This window comes from Chitinophaga sp. W3I9 (assembly GCF_050434025.1).
In the GTDB taxonomy this organism is placed as follows: domain Bacteria; phylum Bacteroidota; class Bacteroidia; order Chitinophagales; family Chitinophagaceae; genus Chitinophaga.
In genome coordinates this window covers 3717352-3735469 of sequence record NZ_JBNPWC010000001.1, presented here as the reverse complement: position 1 = coordinate 3735469, position 18118 = coordinate 3717352, and the positions used below count along the sequence as shown (strand labels likewise).

Here is an 18118-nt window from a genome sequence, read left to right as displayed (position 1 = left end):
TTTATTTATTTACGATCGATCCAGATTACCACCGGTCCCGGTTGCGGGCTGGCGAGGCTGACCTGTTTACCACCTTTCTGTTTTTCTTTTTTAAGCAGATGTCCGTCTGTTGGACTAATCCAATAAACACTGTACGCACCGGCTTTGCTCAGATCAAGCTGTACCGGAGCATTGTTATTGGTATAAATAATATAGGCATTGCCGTTATTACCCAGCGCCCATTGTCCCTGCGGGGAACCGGGGAGTACTATGGGTTGCATAGTGGCTGCGGCTTCCAGGAAGCCACCAGCGGCTATGGCGGGAATGCCCGCGAGGGAGCCGCCAGCCATGAAAGCGGCCCACGACTGCTCCTCATATGCGCTGCCTGCATACACTACAGCTTTGCCGGCATAGCGTTCGCGGCATTCATGCACCGCCCTGTAAACCTGTTCGAAGCTGCTTTTCTTTGGTTTCAGCAGGCGGGCATGTTGACGGGGCGCCAGGTTCTGTCCGCCCTTGGGTGCGTACAAACTGCCATCCGGCTGATAATGCCACTGGCGTATATCTATCACCGTTATAGCAGCTGAGCGCACCGGATCCGCTAATATAGCGTCCTGTACATCTTTGGTGGTGCTCAGGCCAATAAGTACTTTTTTACCTGTTTCTTTTTCCCACTCCAGGATGGTATCTATCCAGAACTCTACAAAGGTAACCGGACCGGTAAACTCCGCTCCTATCAAATGGATCACACCATTGTTATCCGCGAAATTGTCGAGGCACTTGCGGATATAAGCGGTGTGCAGTTTGCGGCGTACAGGATCTGTAATATCATAGAATTGCGCCGCCATAAAAATGCGCTTGTCGCCCGCATAGGGCGGTGGTTCCGGGAAGCCGGTATGATTGATATTGTTAGCGGTGCGCCAGGGGAAATCCGCCCAGTGTGCACCGGCTTCAATGATGTTGTGCTGAAAATACTGCTGGTGAACGAGTACCAGTCCCTTTTCATCTGCCAGGTCTGCAAATTGTTTAAGGCGGCTCCAATACCAGTCGTTATACCTGGTGAGATCATAGCGGCTTAGTCCATCCCATGCGCTTCCCTGTCCGCTGCGCGCGAAAGGAAGTTCATAGAAGGGAGCCCATACTTCGCCATCCATACGGCGGATGCGTTCATGATCGTCGCGGCGGCGATCGTACCAGAGACCATAGTTATGCTCCAGCGATACAAAGTGTTCGTTTGTCATCCATGCGGCTACTTCCTGCAGGTCGTCGGTTAATCCTTTACCGGTGCGGCCGGGAACAAACCGGGTGATCGCCGGCATGGCTTCCCGGATACCATCGGGCCGTGTGTTGCCACGCCACCAGGGTACTTCGTAGTGCCTGCCGGTCAATAGCCTGTTGCCGCGCACCAGCCAGCCGTTTGCGATGTGCATGGGTGGTGCAGGAGGAGAAGCCGGTTTCGTATAACCGGTACCGTTGGCTGTTTTAACACCGGTGATTTTTACAGGAATAGGATTCCGTACGGCAGATTGATCTATCCAGTCTGATAGTACCATCGCGGGTTGTACAGCGCGTGCAGTGAGTTCCGCCGCCTGTTCTGCTGCCGGGCTGCTGGAGGCTTCGGATTCCACTGGCAGCAGCTGCGCCCGTTTTAACACATCGGCGCCTATCCGTTCTGCCAGTTGTGCATAGTATAAACTTCGTGGGGTGATATGTTCATTGGATGACTCCCAATAGCCGTCGCCGGCAAACTGTGCCCAGGAGCCAAAGGCCCAATTACTGGCTGTTGGCGGGCGGTAACAATCTATCCGGGCGGCGCTGCATTGCCATAATACGCTGTTGGCAGCGCTCCAGCCGGCGCCCTGTGCATCCTGTCCGAGGTTGCCAAAGCGAATGGCCTGCCCGTCGATGTTCACGATATCGAAGAGCACACCGGAAGCCCAGCTATCGATCGCGCCGCTGAAACTGAAAGGCAGGTGCGCTTCGCATTGCACAAAGGCATTGGGCCCTGGCGCACAAAAGCCAACCGCGAAATCATGGTAACCATACTCCGCGTAGTTGCGCTGGAAAAGCGTTTGCTGCCCGGAAGTAAAAAAAGTATAGCGGCGTTGCCCGCCTATTTCAGATACCGGCGCCAGTGATTTACAGTCTTCCACGGTAATGCGTTTGCCTGTTTCCAGCACGGCCACTGCCGAACCGGCGAAATGCTCAAAGGTTACCTGCCGCACCCAGGCATCGCATGCATTTTCCAGCGTGATGGCCATCCACCGGTGGGCTTCATCTTTGGGGTAAAGGGTGTCGTATGCGGAGCGGCAACGCAGGTGTTCCACACCGGTCTGAGCGATGCGGCCAGGCCACTGATATGCTGCCACAGTACCGCCTCCATAGGCGGTATCCAATGCAGTAGTGAGCGGCGCATCCAGGGTAATAGCCGTGCCGTTTATACCAACAATCGTCCGGTCCCAGGCAATATCACGCTGCCCCGGTTTCCAGCCCAGCGTAGTAATGCCGCCGCCCTGGTGGTCCATGCCAAGTTCGTTTATCCATTCCCGTGTGGACGGCCGTTGTACCAGCACCTTATCGCCGGCTTTGAAGCCTTGTACCGATGCTACCTGTACAGTACGGGCATTTACCGGCACATACGCATCCGTAATCTTAACCGGCGCTTCCGTTACCCGGCCGGGCCGTCCCGCAATACGGATCAGCGTTTGCCGGTCGCGGCCCTCTCCTGTTAACACGGTGCCATCATTACCCATACCGCTGCCACGCAGCACTACGCCGGATGCACGAATTACAAGGCCGCCCGAAAGGTGGTAGTTGCCCTTCTGCAGTTGCACAGCGCCGCGTATGCCGCGGTTATCCGGCGGCAACGCGGCCACTTCATCCAACGCATTTTGTATAGCCGCAGTGGCATCTCCAGTTATAACAGGCACTACTATACGAACCGGAACATCGGGAATGGGCTGTTCTCCTGCCATATAACCGCAATAAGAAAAATCCGGTATCCGGTTGCCCTGTGCATCGGGGCTATATACCAGTTTGCCGGTGGCATTCAGTGCCACCGGCGGTACCGGTTTGGATTTCTTTTGCGCGTAAACGGTAGTAACGGCGCTTATTGCTATTAAACAAAAACTAATTATCGGGCGCTTATTCATTCGGTCGTTTTGATCTGCCATGCGCAACTATTTAGCTTTAGCTGCACTTCTTTTTTTCCATTCCTCTTCCGCCTGCTTCATATTGATGCCGGCAGCAGAAAGATAATTGTTGATCCTTCCTTTGTATTTACCAAACCATTGATGTTTCTTCTCTGATGATCCCGCATCCATCGCATGCTCACGCGCTTCCACCAGCCACGCCATGATCTGCGCTTTTTGCTCAGTGGTGAGATTGGGCAGCATATCATTATACACGCGGTAGGTAAGCGGCAGCACGCCATAGGTCATGCCGTCCTTTACCTGGTTTACCTGTTGCGGAGTCAGGTAAGCCGACAGCTTTTCCAAATACCCTGTATGTCCTTTATCCAGTTGCTGGTTAGTGGCATCTTCTATTCCTTTCAGCTGTGTGGTTAAAGCCGGTTTGTCATTGGCAAATTGTTCTTTAGCCAACTTTACTTCCTGGTCGTGCTTTGCCTGGACTTCATTTAAATAGCGGTATTGCTGCGCGATCACGTCCCGTACGAGCAGGGCGCTATCTGCATTGGCAACGCCGAGGGTGGCTACAATTTTATCCGCCCGCTGATTGGTGGTGCGGATATAAGCTGTGTCATCCTCCGTGTTAGCCTGCCTCGCAAATACAGCTGCCTGGCAAAAAAGAAGGACTCCAAACAACAGCAGGTATCTCTTCTTAATAAAATTTTCCAAAGTATTGATCATGGTTCCACAAGTTAAAATATCACGTGTATTATTTACAAGCTGTTCAGATACATTTCCAACCTGGTGTATCCTTTTTTATTCACAACATTCCGGTCGTCCGGGTTACCCGGATCTGAGCCGTTCTTCTTTTCCCATTCATCCGGCATGCCATCATGATCAGTATCTGCCGGCGCCTCTGCACCTGTGTAGGCAGGCCAGCCTCCCACGGCAGCCGGCAGGTCAATAATGCCGGGCTTCCCTGATGAACCTGCGCCACTGGCAGTAACAGTGCGTGTTTCCTTTACGATGCGCGCATCCACTGCATCCCGTTGGGGACGTGTGGCGCCTGCCTCCGCGAGCACCGCGTTATAGGCGTCCTTTGCACTTTGCAGCGGCAACACGGCTGTAACCGGGAAAGGCGCCGCTGACCGGGCTTCCCCCCTGTTTGCTTCAGGGATCTTTGCGAGGTCTGTTCCCAGCCAGTTATCCGCGGTCATACCGGTACTGCCTTCCATGATATTACCGGCTACATACCATTTTCCGATGCCCAGCGCTTTAGCCGCGGTATAGCTGGCCTCCACAAATTTGCGGGTGGCCGCAGTAGCGGGACCTGGTTTGTAATAATTATTGATGATGTTTACGGTGGACTTTCCTCCGGGTATTTCCACTTCCCCGCCATAACAGGCGCCTGCACTGCCCCAATTGTAGATCACATTATTGCGATAGTCCACCAGTGCGGTTGTATCGTGCGCACGGGCGCCGTTAAACCTTACGGTACGGCTGTTCTGATGCGCGATAAGGTTATGATGATAAGACGCATACTGCCCTCCCCATACGCCCCCATAGGAACGCACGCCCTTTGCGTGGCCGGCATTGTAAAGTCCTTCGCTCACAATGCACCATTGCACCGTGGTATATTTTGTGTCGTATAACGCGGCGCATTCTTCATTGGCCCAACTGAAAGAGCAATGGTCAATGATCACGTTGTGGCAGTTTTCCATATCAAAGCCGTAAACGCCGGTGGACAGCGTTGCACCGGGTCTGGAGCGCAGGTGACGGATAATAATATTGCCGTGGTTACCTCCTTTGCTCAAAGCCCGTGCACCATTCATGATGAGCGAATGACCTTTCAGGCAGATGCCGTTTCCAGGTGCTGTTTGTCCTGCTACGGTAACGTTGGAACGCTGTACTTTAATGGCGGAATGCAGCTCAATGATGCCACCCACGCGAAACACAATGGTGATGGGATCATCGGGATATTCCAGGAATGCCTGGCGGAAGCTGCCGGGTCCTGCATCATTCAGATTGGTAACTTCCACTACTTTACCGCCTCTCCCACCGGTGGCGTATTTACCATAGCCTTCCGCACCCGGAAAAGCGGGTAATGCTTCCGTGTTTTCTGTTCCGCCGTGTTCATCAAACCCGTGCTGTATTTTAGCACAGGTGATGAACATCAGCAGGGAGAATGCAGAGACGTATGTTCTGGAAGAAAGTGCTTTAAGGCCCATTCAGGAGGTTTTGTAATTATGAGTGATTCAGGAACTGTTCAATATTCGTGTATCCATTGCCGTTGGTAGCCAGCCTGGATGCGTCCGATGCATCATTGGGATTTAATCCGTGCTTCTTCTCCCACTCATCCGGCATACCATCCTGATCACTGTCTTTGTACGGTGTGCCTTTGTACACAGGGTATCCGCCTACCTGGCTGATATCTGAAATAATTCCTTCTTTATAGGATTCTTTATCGAGCCGGCGTTTCAGGAACTCGCTGCCTATATCGGTAGCGGAATTAGTCTTGTATTGGATCTTGCCGGTGCGCACCTGTTCTACAATGCGGGTATCCACGGCATCGCGCTTAGGAAGGGTGGCGCCTGCATTTTTCAATACATAGTCAAATGCTTCCTTTGCAGACATCATTGGGAACGATGGCATCGGGAAAGGCTTGTTCACCCGCATGCTGTCGCGGTAGGGTCCTGCATTTGCTTCATCTTCCACCTGTACACCGCCATCCCAGTTGTCTTTCGTTACTTTATCGTAGCCTTCCATGATATTGCCTTGCACATAAGCCCTGCCGTATACATGATAGCCGAGCTTACTGCGGCCGGATTCAGGTTTCAGGATACGGTGGCCTACCGGTTCATCTTTTGGTGTGATCGGTCCGGGTTTATAATAGTTATTGATCATGTTGAACATGCCGCGGTAGTCAGATCCATCAGCAGAACGGTGACGCCAGTTGAACACAACGTTATTCACGAAGTTAAACACGCCATTCCATCCGATGGAGGGATTACGACCGGTATTGCAGGCCCACAGGTTGCGCATGAAGGTGGCGTTTTCGCCGCCCAATGTGCTGCCAAAAGAATGGTTGTAGGTATCCAGCGCTTCAGCGGAGATTGTATTCTGGATGGTTACATTCACGGTTGCCAGCTTCTGATCCTGTGAACCGTCTCCTGCATTGTACATGTGACGGTAGATAGAAATATTTTCATCCAGTCCCCAGCTGGTAGAGCAATGATCGATGATGATATTGCCGACAGGATTACCGCCCAGTGCGTCGTCCCTGCGGCCAACGTAGGTTTCCCCGCGCCGGAAACGCATATAGCGCAGCACTACATCATGCGTGTTGATCCAAACAGATTCACCGGCCACACATACACCGTCGCCAGGCGCAGTTTGCCCTGCGATGGTGATGTAAGGCGCCCGTATAATAAGGGGACTTTTCAGGCGGATAATGCCCGCTACGTTGAACACTACGATACGTGCGCCTCCCTGTTCACAGGCATCCCGTAAAGTGCCGGGGCCACGGTCTTCCAGGCTGGTTACCACGTATACTTTTCCTCCCCTGCCACCAAAGGAATAAGCGCCACCGCCCATAGCGCCGGGAAAGGCCGGAATATCTGCCTGCGGCAGATCATAAGGGCGGGTAGCCCAGGGAATGTAAGGTTTCCCGTTTACCGCATCTTTTTGAATAATGGGTAATGCTTTTGCCCAGGCTTCGTCCGAGAGCCGTTGCGCTTCTTTCAGTGCTGCCTCGCTGGAGTCCTGTATGCGCTTTGGTATGGTGGGGTACTGGGCTTGTGCCGCCTGTACCGATACACAAATTGCTGCTACTGCCAGCAAAAATACCTTTTCTGTTCTTCATTGTTGTTATGGTTGTTGTTAAAGCTGATTTCCTTTATTTAAGCGGGTCGAAAGAACCCGGACCTGTAAAGCCATCCCAGTCCTTGGTTTGTTCCAGGTATGGTGCATTGTTAAGAATCGTTTGATTTAATCCGAAGAAATAATATTGATTATACCAGGTAAACTTCCAGTCGTTCTTAGTCGGGTCCAGGTCATCTTTCTCTGTCACCTCAAAATAATTATCATACAGGTAATCTACATACTCGTCCTGGTTGTTGATGCCCGGCGGGAAAGCGGCCGGTTCACGATCAGCCAGCACTTTGCCGCTGCCGCCGTGTTGCGGCGTATAAAGCGGGTCCTGGTTGTTGGCGCCGGTATATTTTGTACCATCGGTATTTTTTACATAGATAAAAATGCCCGTTCTGCGGGTGCCATTTAAAGGCGGAACGCCCAAACGGGCACAGGTGCCATTATCATTATTAAACAGCAACCAGCGCCGCAGGTCCCAGAAACGTTTTCCTTCGTAGGCCAGTTCAATTTTCCTTTCGTTCAGTACAGCCGCAAAAGCCGGATCAGCGCCAGCGATACCGCTTAAGCCATATGCGCCATCGAGGTTTTCCACGCCTGCTCTTTCCCTGATCGTTTTAACATAATCCAGTCCTTCGCCGATGTTATCCATGCCGATGGCGCTTTCCGCCAGGTTAAGGATTACTTCTGCAAAACGCAGTTCTATAAAATCGGTGCCGCTGGTTTTAAAGTTGCCCACTGCATTGCTGGCGTTACCCGTAGTTGCTTTACGGATATACACGCCGCTGCTGTTAGTGCCGCGCTGCTCCGTGGTGGAAGCAGGTGTTGCAGCCGAGGCATTGGCAAACCAGCGGTAAGTCCACAGCCTGTACTTTGAATTTTCCTTGAATGGCCACATGCTTCCGTTATAAGCGAATGTTTTATAAAAACGGGGATCCCTGTTTTTATAAAACTTTTTAGCCTCGTAAGTGTAAGATGATTGTCCCGGCATTTTACCATCTTTCATTGGGAAAGCGTCCAGCATTTGTTTGGTAGGACTCAGGGAACCATCGCCAAATATCTCTTTGGGCCTGGCTGCATTTTCCCATCCGTTCCATTTCTGCACCTGGTCGGAGATCACGTTATTAAATCCAAACACGAGTACGGCTTCGGGGTTGTTGGCTTCTGCCAGGAACATATTTTCCCAGGCAGTGCCATCGGGCAGGTTGCCTGTTTTATATAAGCCAAACCCGTTGGCTTCCAGTAACAGCTTCGCAGCGAGATTGGCATCATACGATTTTTTCCAACGGGCCTTGTCGTTGTTACGGTTAAACTGCGGGCTTGCCCAGGTAAGCAGCACACGGCCCTTCATGGCTGCCGCTGCACCGCTGGTAATTCTTCCCCAGTCGGCTCCGGAGGGCCATTTGCCCGGCAGCATGGCCATGGCAGAATCTAAATCTGCAGAGATTTGGTCAATACATGCCGAGCTGGCGCTGCGGGGAATCTGGAGGTTTTCTCCTGCCCCTACAATGGGGTCCTGCGCGTGCAACACCAGCGGAACGCCGCCGTAAAGTCTTATGAGGTCGAAGTACTGCCAGGCGCGCCAGAAATATAATTGTCCCTTTAGTTTGTTCCGGGTATACAATGGCAGGCTGTATTGATCTACCTGGTCGAAGAACAGGTTGATCTGCTTCATCCTGGTCCAGGTGTTGTTGTTAACGCCTGACGCAAGCGGCACGCCGAAATAAGGCAGTGCGTGTGCATTCAGGTAAGAAACAGCCGGCCATAATTTGTTCCAGTTGGTTTCACCCGGCAATTCCTCTGTTGTTTGCGTAAACTGGTTGTTGTTGGTAGCGAGGTTCCAGGCGAGCGACTGCGCATTACCCGCAGGCAGGAACATACCGTATATGTAGTCCACATAAGCCTGGGCCAGCGTAGAATCCTGGAATACCTGCTCGTTTACACCGCCCAGATCACGCTTCTCTTCGAGGAAGTCTTTTTTACAGGCTGCCAGCGCCGACAACACGAAGGCGGTGGCGATTAATGTTTTACTATATTTCATGATTTTATTTATCATAACGTTATAGATCAATTCGTAAACGAATCAGAGTGTCAGATTAACACCTAAAGAATAAGTTCTCAAGTTTGGAAAAACATCATAAGCGCCTTCCGCTGCTTTATAGTCGAACGGATTGAAGAACTGTACCGGGTTCAGCATCGACAAGATAAAACGGGCGTTATTGATGCGCAATGCCTTAATAACGCGCGGAGGCAGGCTGTAATTCAGGTTCACGCTTCTCATTCCCATCCTGAAAGCGCTTACTTTCCAGAAGGCAGAAGCGCGGTCGAGACTAATACTTTCCCAGTTTGGATTTGGATATTTTCCATTGGGATTTATTTCCGGATCGTAGATATCTTCCCAGTAAGCCGGTCTGCTCTGGAAGTTCCGGTCGATGGCATTATCCATCTTCTCCCTGGAATCACCGTCAATTTCTGCCCAGCCACCGAAAGAGCCACCGATTACGCAATCGAAGCCGATGCCTTTATAATTGGCTTTAAACGTGAAGCCAAAGCCGTAGTGGTTATTGGCTTTTTTCGCCAGCCGGATCTGGTCATTTTCATCAATGATACCATCCGGTCCTCCAAAGGTGCCATCTGTTTTCAGCGCTCCTCTTACATCGCGGTAGTATAACATACCAGGCTTCAGATCTTTGGCTTCTGTGCCAAACACGGAAGTGATGTTATATTGTTTTACATAAGCATCAATATCTCCCTGGGTTTTGAACATACCCTGGTAATCGTATCCCCACATGCCGTTATCATCCGATTGCCCCTGTTGTTTATTCCAGGGATAGTAAGCATCTGTGGCGGCAAAATTTCCCTGTTTCCATTTGTTATCATACCAGGAAAAACGCGCATCCACACCATAACTAAAATCTTTACTGATCCTGTCGTTCCAGCCCAGGCTTACTTCATAGCCGAAGAAGTCCATCTTGCCCCAGTTTTCTGCCGCCACACTTCCGCCTACGGTGAGAGGCGCCGTAGCGGTTCTTTCCATCAATAAATCCGTTCCCTTGTTATAGAATCCTTCCATGGTAAGGGAGAGGCGGTTTTGCAGGAAACGCGCGTCTATACCAAGATTATTTTTGAACTCATTACTCCAGGTAGCATTCCTGTTAGGAGAGGCTTCCATCTTCATACCTGTTGTTACATCTGCATTACCACCAAACACGGCTCCTTTCCCGCCCTGGAAGCTGTAGCGCTGCCGCCATTGCCATGCCTTTGTATCATCTTTACCCAACAGGCCGGCGGAGTATCTTAATTTGAGATAATTAACTGTAGAAGATTTAAAGAAAGATTCATTGGAGATTACCCAGCCGGCTGACAAAGAATAAAATGAACCCCAGTAATTTTCGGGTGCGAAATGGGTGGAAGCATCTGTGCGGAACAGGAATTCCGCCAGGTACTTGTCTGCATAGCTGTAATTAACGCGGCCTATATAACCCAGTGTACCGGATTCTGCTCCTGATGTTCTGCCATCGATGGCGCCGAAAGCGCTGCCAAACTGGCCATTGGTACCGGCTATGGGCTTTTCTTTCCATACATCTTCCTGTTTTACATAGGCTTCTCCTTTTTCAACAGAGAACAGGCCGCTGATATTATGTTTGCCGAATGCGCGGGCATAGTTGAGCGTGAAGTTCACCTGTTCTGATTCTCCGTTTGAGTTGGAGTAATAAAGCCGGTTACCATTTTCGTATGTTGCGCCCGGTAATTTCACGGTGGCCCCGTCATCATAGATATGTGCGTTTGTACCGGTACGGTTGAAGTCATAGAGCTTATAGGTGGTGCCTATCTGTGAAGCGTTTGTCCCGGTAAAGTAGCGCGCATAGTTCACCCTGGCCTTTAATCCTTGCAGAAAAGGGAGTTCATATTCCGCGTATGCATTTACCGCGAGTGTTTTGTCTTTTGTTTCTGAGAGATTCTTCAATCTTTCAATTTCGTAAAAATGATAGCCGGAGAGTTTATCACTGCCTGGTATTTTCACCGGGTATCCATCTACGTAAGACGGGATATAGCGGGGTGCGAGGAGCAGGTTGCGATAGTCGTTTTCTTCGTTTTCGTTGCCTATTTTGTTATAGGTTCTCACCTGGTCCGACCAGTTGCCGGATACCTGCAATCCTACCTTCAATCCTGAAGCTACTGTGATATCCCCGCCTGCGCGGAAGGTCCATTTTTTATAATCGAGACTGCTTAAATTGCCATTTTGCGAATAGTAGGATCCGCTGGCAAAAAAGGTAGATTTTTCTGTGCCACCGCTGATGTTCAGTGTATGGCGGGTATTGGAAGAACTTTGCCACACGGGATCGAGCCAGTCGTGGTTAATTGTTTTAAAATGTTCCAGTTCATCGGCGGAGAAAAACGCATTCTGATCTGTGGTGTCTTTATTTTCACCATAGGGTCCGTTCATGATATTGATATACTGTGCATAGCCATAGGCGCTCAGCATTTTGGTGCGGTAGCTTTCATCGTTGATACCATAAGAGCCGCTGTAGCTGATCCTGGGGGCGCCTGCGCGGCCGCGTTTGGTAGTTACCAGCACTACGCCGTTTGCCGCCCTGGAGCCATAAATCGCGGCTGAACCATCTTTCAGGATGCTGATGCTTTCCACTTCGGAGGGGTCGAGGTTATTGAATTGTTCCGCATCATTTTTACCGTCGCCGGTCACCTGGATCACGCCGTCGATTACATACAGCGGGTCGGTGGAGCCACCATCTTTCGCGAAAGTGGCAGGATTCCTGATCGTTAATGTGGCCTGTGAGCCTGGCCGTGCGGTACCTCCACTCACGGATAGGCCGAGCACGCGGCTTCGCAGTGCGGCGCCAAGATTGCCTACCGGCAGGTCTTCCACCTCTTTGGCTTTGATAGTAGTGATGGCGCCGGTTAAGTGTCCTTTTGTTTGTGTGCCGTAACCTACTACTACTGTTTCGGAGAGATCTGTGGTGCCGTTTTTCATGGTGACGTTCACCACTTGCCGGTCGTTCACCGGTACTTCTACCGGGGCGTGGCTGATAAATGAAAACACCAGCACCGATTTGCCGTTGGGCACCTGGATGGTGTAATTGCCATCAGCATTGGTGATGGAGCCTTTTGAAACGCCTTTAACGCGGACGGTGACGCCGGGAATTTCTTCTCCTTTATCTGATAATACTTTTCCTCTTACGGTGATAGGGGCTGCCGTTTGCGCAGATACAGCAGGGATACAGGCACATATATAAAAGAATAGCAGTAATAGGATCGCCCCTGTGGTAAATGGCTTACCAGGAAGTAGCTGATTAATCATTGATTGAATGATTTAGATGGACAATAAGAGTTGACAGAATAGATTAGTGTCTATCAGACAATAATAACATTGCAGACAGGAATGGAATTTTTATTTTTCATAACAAAGGAATTTTTATGGTCTTTCCTTTACAATCAGAGACGCTGTTCCCCTCTGATAATTACTCCCGGAATTCTTGAGGAGTATATCCTGGGATCAAGCTAGAAAAATATTTACTTAAAAAAGGTATATCACCCGTTTTTTTTTACGCAATCGTTGCCGGCATCGTTGCCGGGAATCTATTTTGGAAAAAAGTATACCATAGTATACCATAGTTCATAAAAAACACTATCTTGGTAAAAGTTGAGGTGATTAAAAAAAGTTTACCCGTCACATTCACTATTTATATTTTTATTATCAACCTGGTCTTCCTCTTACAATCCTGACTGCTGTTTCATTAAATCCAGGTTATGAAGAATACAATGCTGTTTAAATACCGGCAGGGGTTACTACTGCTATTGATCATCTTATTTTACCAGTTATCATCTGCTCAAAAAAATATTGTTTATCAACCTGAGTGGAATTCACTTCAGCAACATAAAGAAGTGCCGGAATGGATCCGTGATGCGAAATTTGGTATTTACTGCCATTGGGGAGTGTACACCGTTCCTGCATATAATAATGAACATTACTATTCGCATATGCATGCCGATTCGGGTTATTCCAAACTGGGCACGTATCAGCGACATATCGCATTATATGGACCACTGTCAAAATTTGGTTATCATGATTTTATCCCGATGTTCAAAGGGGAATATTTCAATGCAGATGAATGGGCCGACCTGTTTGTAAAAAGCGGGGCGCGGTTTGCCGGGCCTGTAGGTGAGCATCACGACGGGTTTGCCATGTGGGACAGCCAACTGACACCTTTTAACGCCAAACAAATGGGCCCCCACCGCGATGTGGTAGGGGAACTGGAAAAAGCCATCCGCAAAAGAGGCATGAAGTTTTTCGTGTCATTGCATCATGAACTGAACTACGGTTATGTAAAGCCCAAACCCGGATGGGCAGCGGCAGATCCTAAATATGCCAAACTATATGGCACGCCCATGCCGCATGAGGCATGGCTGAAGATGTGGCAGGGAAAGTGTAATGAAGTAGTGGATAAATATCATCCCGACATCATGTATTTTGACTCCTGGCTGGAAAATATCCCGGAGCAATACATCAAAGGATACCTGGCGCATTACTTTAATGATGCCGGGCAACGCGGACAGGAGGTGACAATGACCTACAAAGGGAATGATATACCGGAAGGCATCGGGATGGTGGATCATGAAAACAGCAATCCAGACCACATCATCGCCCAACCCTGGCTGTGCGATTATTCCATTGGCACCGGCTTTGCCCTGTCGTGGGGATATACAGCAGGAATGGAGATCCGCTCCCCAAAAGAAATAGTGCATAAGATCATTGAAGTGGTGAGCAAGAACGGGCAACTGCTGCTGAATTTATCTCCAACATCCGACGGCCGCATTCCGCAAAACCAGCAGGAAGTAATGTTCCGGGTAGGCAAATGGATGTGGGCCAATGGCGAAGCAATTTATGGCACCCGTCCTTTCAGTGTGTACGGAGAAACCACCGGAGAGGGTCAACGGGTACACTACACGCGTAAAGGAGATACGCTGTATGCTGTTTTCCTGGACTGGCCGGGCGATAACAAGACGGTGCACCTGAAGGCGCTGAACAACGCCAGTATGGGCGGCGGCATACAATCCCTTCAACTGCTGGGATTAAAATCGCTGGAGAATTGTCCTTTCCGCATGGAGGAACAGGGACTGACACTCACGATTCCTGCGAAAACCAGGATACCTTCCGACATCGCCTATGTTTTCAGGATTGTACTTAAAGATTCTAATCATAACGTGAACGAGAACGGGCAACAAATGTCCCAATCGCAGGGGAACCATGCACAGGCAGGTTCCCCTTTTTTTAAAACTGAAACACCACTGTTTGATATTATAGACGGTCCCGATACCCCGGTGATCAATGAAGGCATGCCCGGTACAACCGGCATCCAGGGCGGTTTTGAAGGAGGCGCCTGTGTGAAGGTGAACGGCACCTATCATTTGTTTCCTACCGAAAGAGCAGGACAACCAGGTATTCCGCCGTACTACGACCGGGTGAAAACACGCATCGGGCACTGGACCAGCACGGACGCCATACACTGGAAACGGCAGAAAACACTTTACCAGGCCAGCGGGCAATATGCGCTGACAGCAGACGATAATCCTATAAATGACCGCCGCGCGGCACTGTGGTCGTTTATCCCTGTATACAGCGAAACACATCAACGCTGGTATGGATATTACCTTGCCTATACTGTGCATAAAGATATTGAGCCGAATCATTCCTTTGGAAGGATCTGGCGCGCGGAATCGGTAAAAAAAGGCATTGAGGGCATTGGCGGACCTTATACGGATAAAGGCATCGTGATGGAACCCGGCCTGGATACACAACTCTGGGAGGGCCGCCAGGGCGTAGCTTCCTTTTTTCCGTATCCTGTTGGGAAGGAATGGCTGTCGTTTTATGCAGGCGCCTATCCTTACGCCAGGCAGGAAGACTATCCCGCAAAATCAGGCAAAGGCTGGTTCATTGGCCTCGCCCGGTCTTCTACCCTGGAAGGGCCGTGGACCCGGATGGACAGCAGCATAAATCCCGTAACTTCCATTCATCCCTGGTTTGTTGAAAACCCGCTTGTAAGCAAACTGCCCAACGGACTATACATCGCTATTTTTGACGGCGGCCCGGAAGGGTTCGGATTACACCTTCCTAACATGATGGGCTATACGCTTTCCAAAGACGGCCTTCACTGGACCGCTGCACGTTACTTACCGATCCAGGCCAAAGTAAAAAAGTGGTGGGATATCATGAGAACGCCGCTTTGCCTGATACCGGAAGGAAACGACCACTATACCATACTATATGCCGCCATTAATAATGATAAACGTTTTCATCCCATCGGTATGGTTCGCGTAAAACTGAACCACCAGGCACTGGAAGAAATAGGAAATAATATCAGCACTACGAACTAAACAGGTATGAAGCGACTTCTCAGCATTCTCTTTTTCGTGGGCCTGTTACCGTTATATGCCTCCGGCCAGGCAGGCCGTGACAAATCCATATGGCTGGTAACCGGCCCCCACCCTGCCGCCAGGGTGCAATACGGCATGGAACAATTAAGCAAAGCCCTTCAGGCAGCCGGGTACCATGTACAAACCAGCACGCAGCGCAACCTGCCTACGGATGCATCCACGATAGTAATAGGCGCACTTGTTGATACACTTACCCAAACGGCTATACGCCAGTTTAAATTCTCCCTTAACAACACACCCGGTAAAGAAGGTTTTGTGATCACTACCGGTAAGCAACATACGCTGATTGCAGGCGCCGACAACAGCGGCACCTTATATGGCTGCCTCGAAATGGCCGGCAGGATCCGCGCTGCGGGGGCGTTACCCACCGGGCTAAACATCACCGACCAACCGGAAATGGTATTGCGCGGCACCTGCATAGGTATACAAAAAACCACCTACCTGCCTGGCAGGAATGTATATGAATATCCCTATACGCCACAGGAATTTCCGTGGTTTTATGATAAGGCATTGTGGATTCAATACCTGGACATGCTCGCCGCCAACCGCATGAATTCCCTCTACCTGTGGAACGGTCATCCGTTTGCATCATTGGTGCGCCTGAAAGATTATCCCTATGCGGTGGAAGTAGACAGCGCCACCTTCCTGAAGAACAGGGACATGTATCATTTCCTGACAACGGAAGCCGATAAACGCGGCATATGGGTGATCCAGATGTTTTACAATATTATCCTGTCCAAACCTTTTGCAGAAAAGCATGGTCTTGTTACACAGGACCGCAAACGGCCGGTAACACCGCTTATTTCAGATTACACCCGTAAGTCCATTGCCGCCTTTGTAGCGGAGTATCCCAACGTAGGGTTGCTGGTAACATTGGGAGAAGCCATGAGTGATGAAGATGATGTGAAATGGTTTACGGAAACCATTATCCCCGGTGTAAAGGATGGGTTACGCGCATTAGGCAAAACCACCCTCCCGCCTATTGTGCTGCGCGGACATGATACCAATCCGCAACAGGTAATGCAGGCAGCCCTTCCGTTATATCCTAACCTCTATACTGAAAATAAATACAACGGCGAAGCATTAACCACCTATACCCCGCGGGGACCATGGGCCGCCATGCACCGGGATCTTAGCCGGTTGACTGTTGACATCGACAATGTACATATCCTCGCCAACCTGGAACCTTTCCGGTATGGCGCCACTGCGTTCATTCAAAAATGCGTGCAGGCCATGCACAGCATCCACGGGGCCAACGGCCTGCACCTGTATCCGCAGGCGTCTTACTGGGACTGGCCATATACCGCGGATAAGGCAACACCGCGTTTGTTGCAGGTAGATCGCGACTGGCTCTGGTACCAGGCCTGGGCGCGGTATGCCTGGAACTGCCACCGCAACCGGGAGGAAGAAGGCCGTTACTGGAGCGGCTTACTGGATGCGCAATTCGGCGGCCGGGAATCCGGTAAGAATATACTGGAAGCTTATGAACAGGCCGGGGAAATAGCGCCCAAACTCCTGCGGCGTTTTGGCATTACTAACGGTAACAGGCAAACGCTCACGCTGGGTATGCTGATGAGCCAGCTGGTGAATCCTTCGAGGTGGCGTGTATGGGCCGACCTGTATGACTCCGACGGTCCTGCAGGAGAAACGCTGACCGCCTATGCTGAAAAGGAATGGCAACATCAGCCCCATACCGGAGAAACACCTGTGCAGGTCATTACGGAAATTATCCAACACGGCGACCGCGCCGTAGCAGCTATTGAAAAAGCAGCTGCCAACGTGCAGCAAAACTCCGCGGAATTTGCGCGCATAAAAAATGATATGTACTGCTACCAGGCGCTGGCCCGTTACTTTAATGCGAAAGTACAGGCGGCCTTATATGTATTGCGGTACCGGTATTCACATGATAACAACGATCTGCAGAAAGCCCTGCCCTTTCTGCAACAAAGCGTGGTACACTATAAAGAGCTGGCAAATCTTACAAAAGATACTTATCTCTATGCCAACAGCATGCAAACCCAGCAAAGAAAAGTGCCTGTTGGCGGTGATAACGGAAAAAATAAAACATGGGTAGAGCTCCTGCCATATTATGAAGCAGAATTGCGCCACTTTAAACAACATCTTGATTCACTCAAAAATATACCACAACATGGCAGCAACGCTAACGGACACACGATAATTACCCGGTTGCACCCGGCGCAGGTCAACTTCTTACATCCTGTTAACGGGTACTATCAGCCGGTGGCGCAACAACGGCCGTTTACAGACAAAGACGTTCGCATACAAACCGCCGACGAGGCATTAAGCGGCTTACAGGCATTGCCCTTTTCCATGCAGCAGCAACAGGAAAAAGGCACCACGCTTCAATTCAGTAATACACAACCGGTAAAAGCAGTAATAGGATATTTTGATACGAAAGAAAAAAACTACCTGCAGCCACCTGACCTGGAAACAGATGCCAGCGCCGACGATCACGGGCAAGCCGCCATCAGGATAGCGCATGCCTTAACCATTCCATCCCTTCCACCGGTGAACCTGCACACGTATTATTTTGATGCAGGGAAGCATACCCTTATATTGGGTAAAGGCGCCTGCCTGGTATTGGGATTTATGGATGGCAAACAGGAGATCAGCGCCGGTGCCGCGGCAGACAGCGTTCAGCGCCTGGATTGGTTATTTGAAGAATAAAC

At 50.4% G+C, this 18118-nt stretch carries 8 protein-coding genes; 2 read left to right on the top strand and 6 right to left on the bottom strand.

From position 1 onward, the window contains the following. Nucleotides 1–5: 5 nt before the first annotated feature. The 6 genes from QFZ51_RS15505 to QFZ51_RS15480 are packed head-to-tail and all read right to left on the bottom strand — an operon-like array spanning nucleotide 6 to nucleotide 12294. Entirely contained in the window at nucleotides 6–3152 is a 3147-nt protein-coding gene (locus tag QFZ51_RS15505) for a DUF6298 domain-containing protein (RefSeq protein ID WP_429046992.1), read from the bottom strand. A 6-nt stretch (nucleotides 3153–3158) separates the two neighbouring features. Next, on the bottom strand, nucleotides 3159–3848 hold the full coding sequence (locus QFZ51_RS15500; RefSeq protein WP_429046991.1) for a DUF3826 domain-containing protein: 690 nt from the start codon (nucleotides 3846–3848) through the stop codon (nucleotides 3159–3161). 32 nt (nucleotides 3849–3880) lie between these two features. Beyond that, the gene (locus QFZ51_RS15495) at nucleotides 3881–5335 is read right to left on the bottom strand and encodes a pectate lyase (RefSeq protein WP_429046990.1); all 1455 of its coding nucleotides are present in this window, start codon (nucleotides 5333–5335) and stop codon (nucleotides 3881–3883) included. A gap of 16 nt (nucleotides 5336–5351) precedes the next feature. Beyond that, nucleotides 5352–6947 (bottom strand): polysaccharide lyase, encoded by a 1596-nt coding sequence (locus QFZ51_RS15490; protein WP_429046989.1) that lies wholly within the window; start codon nucleotides 6945–6947, stop codon nucleotides 5352–5354. A 55-nt stretch (nucleotides 6948–7002) separates the two neighbouring features. Continuing rightward, the gene (locus tag QFZ51_RS15485; protein ID WP_429046988.1) at nucleotides 7003–9015 is read right to left on the bottom strand and encodes a RagB/SusD family nutrient uptake outer membrane protein; all 2013 of its coding nucleotides are present in this window, start codon (nucleotides 9013–9015) and stop codon (nucleotides 7003–7005) included. A 42-nt stretch (nucleotides 9016–9057) separates the two neighbouring features. After that, nucleotides 9058–12294, bottom strand: a complete 3237-nt coding sequence (locus tag QFZ51_RS15480) for a SusC/RagA family TonB-linked outer membrane protein (RefSeq protein ID WP_429046987.1) — start codon at nucleotides 12292–12294, stop codon at nucleotides 9058–9060. Between the two features lie 449 nt (nucleotides 12295–12743). Here QFZ51_RS15480 and QFZ51_RS15475 point away from each other — a divergent pair, with 449 nt between their 5' ends. Then, complete coding sequence (locus tag QFZ51_RS15475; protein ID WP_429046986.1) at nucleotides 12744–15368, top strand: alpha-L-fucosidase; 2625 nt, start codon at nucleotides 12744–12746, stop codon at nucleotides 15366–15368. 6 nt (nucleotides 15369–15374) lie between these two features. Then, entirely contained in the window at nucleotides 15375–18116 is a 2742-nt protein-coding gene (locus QFZ51_RS15470; RefSeq protein ID WP_429046985.1) for an alpha-d-galacturonidase, read from the top strand. The last annotated feature ends 2 nt before the right edge of the window (nucleotides 18117–18118 follow it).

Excerpts from the sequence above, each read along its gene's own strand:
- QFZ51_RS15505 (WP_429046992.1), bottom strand. The coding sequence starts at position 3,152 with ATGGCAGATCAAAACGACCGAATGAATAAGCGCCCGATAATTAGTTTT.
- QFZ51_RS15500 (WP_429046991.1), bottom strand. The coding sequence starts at position 3,848 with ATGATCAATACTTTGGAAAATTTTATTAAGAAGAGATACCTGCTGTTG.
- QFZ51_RS15495 (WP_429046990.1), bottom strand. The coding sequence starts at position 5,335 with ATGGGCCTTAAAGCACTTTCTTCCAGAACATACGTCTCTGCATTCTCC.
- QFZ51_RS15485 (WP_429046988.1), bottom strand. The coding sequence starts at position 9,015 with ATGAAATATAGTAAAACATTAATCGCCACCGCCTTCGTGTTGTCGGCG.
- QFZ51_RS15480 (WP_429046987.1), bottom strand. The coding sequence starts at position 12,294 with ATGATTAATCAGCTACTTCCTGGTAAGCCATTTACCACAGGGGCGATC.
- QFZ51_RS15475 (WP_429046986.1), top strand. The coding sequence starts at position 12,744 with ATGAAGAATACAATGCTGTTTAAATACCGGCAGGGGTTACTACTGCTA.
- QFZ51_RS15470 (WP_429046985.1), top strand. The coding sequence starts at position 15,375 with ATGAAGCGACTTCTCAGCATTCTCTTTTTCGTGGGCCTGTTACCGTTA.